Source organism: Pedobacter sp. 01T416_2, from assembly GCF_056398925.1.
This window is the reverse complement of sequence record NZ_JBFTQI010000931.1, coordinates 1-2,099: the sequence shown is the minus strand read 5'-3', so window position 1 is coordinate 2,099 and position 2,099 is coordinate 1. Positions and strand designations below refer to the sequence as shown.

At 39.2% G+C, this 2,099-nt stretch carries 1 protein-coding gene; it reads left to right on the top strand.

Annotated elements, in window-relative coordinates:
- Positions 1-2,099, top strand: a 2,099-nt coding sequence (locus AC1DPQ_RS25945; RefSeq protein WP_477611332.1) for a PQQ-dependent sugar dehydrogenase, incomplete at both ends; no start/stop codon positions are given.

Sequence of the window (2,099 nt, the reverse complement as noted above, 5' to 3'; positions counted from 1 at the left end):
AATTAATGATCAGATTGTAAAAGAATCAGAAAAGATCGTTTTAGAATTTTATTCTCAGCGCGAAATCTGCTGCCATACCGGAGGATCTATTGCTTTTGGATCTGATAATTTACTTTACGTTTCAACAGGTGACAACTCTACTCCTTTCGATGTACCCAAACAACAATATGTAAATAAAGGCTATGCCCCGCTCGACAACAGAAAAGGTTTAGAACAATACGATGCCAGAAGATCGGCCGGAAATACCAATGATTTAAGAGGTAAAATTTTAAGGATCAAAGTAAATGAAGATGGAACTTACAGTATCCCTGATGGTAACCTTTTTTCTAAAAACGACCCAAAAGCCAGACCAGAAATTTATGTAATGGGGAATAGAAACCCTTACCGTATTTCGGTAGATCAAAAAAACAACTTTTTATACTGGGGAGAAGTTGGCCCCGATGCCAGTAATGACGATGCTTTAAGAGGCCCGAGGGGTTATGACGAAGTAAATCAGGCCCGTAAAGCAGGTAATTTTGGCTGGCCCTTATTTGTAGGTAATAACTATGCGTATAAAGCTTACGATTATACCAATGGAACAAACGGGAATGCATTTGATCCTGAAAAGCCAATTAACAATTCGCCAAACAATACGGGTTTAGAACAACTGCCACCTGCTCAACCTGCCTATATCTGGTATCCCTATGGCGAATCGAAAGAATTTCCACAGGTAGGCTCAGGCGGGCGTACCGCAATGGCCGGACCAGTTTATTATGCGACTGCAAACTCACCCTACCCCGCTTATTATAACGGAAAACTGATTATTTACGAATGGGTACGTGGATGGGTTAAAGCCGTTACGATGAATGCACAGGGTGATTACCTGAGTATGGAACCTTTTATGTCTAATGTTCCTTTAGCTGCACCTATTGATATGGAATTGGGGCCTGATGGGAAATTATACATCCTTGAGTATGGTAAAGGTTGGTTTACAAAAAACCCTGACGCAGCAATTACGAGGATTGATTATTTAAAAGGTAACCGACCTCCATCAGTTGAAAGTTTAAATATTGCTAAAACAAGTGGATTACTTCCTTACAAATTAACCGCAACTGTTAAGGCTAAAGATCCAGACGGAGATGCTTTAACTTACATTTGGAACCTGGGAAAAGGAATTACTAAAACTACTACAACGCCAAGTTTACAATATACCTTTACTAAAGCAGGAGAATATCCGGTAAGTGTTACTGTAATTGATAAAAGCAAAGCTTCTGTAAAAAGCCAGGTTGTACCGGTTTTTGCAGGGAACGAGCATCCAACTGTAGCTATTGACCTAGCTGGAAACAAAAGTTTTTATTTTCCGAATAAACCAGTTGATTATAAAGTTTTAGTAAGCGATAAAGGTGCTAAAGTGAATAATAATCGCATATACATTTCAAATACTTATACAGAAGGAACAGATTTAGCAGGAGCACAATTGGGTCACCAACAAGCAGCACAAACCCTTGTGGGTAAAACGATTATGTTAAAATCTGACTGTAGCACTTGCCACAAAGAGGCTGCTGTTTCTATTGGTCCTGCGTTTAACAAAGTTGCGGCTAAATATAAAAACGACAGCRAAGCGGTTGATTACCTGGCATCAAAAGTGATTGGCGGTAGCCATGGCGTATGGGGAGAAGTACCAATGCCTGCACATACCGCAATGAAAGAAGCTGAAGTGAAAAAAATTACAGAGTGGATTATGACTTTGGGCAACAAAGAAACCGTTAAAGCATCACTTCCAACCGCTGGAAAAATTATTCCACCAGCAACTACTGATAAAAAGAAATCGGTACTAACCTTAAAAGCAACGTATACCGATGCAGGTGCAGCAGGTTTAAAACCTTTAACCACCACTAATCTCATCAATCTTAAAAGCAGTATCATTGATGCTGACGACATTAAAGATTTTGCAGGTTTTCAGCGAAAGGATATCTATGGTGGAGAAAAACTTGTATTAACAAAGGATGATAGCTGGTTAGCCATTAAAAACATTGACTTAACTGGAATTTCAGGATTTGGTTTTTCATTTTTAAATCTTGATCCTGGATCAGATGGCGAAATCGAGATCAGGTTAGATG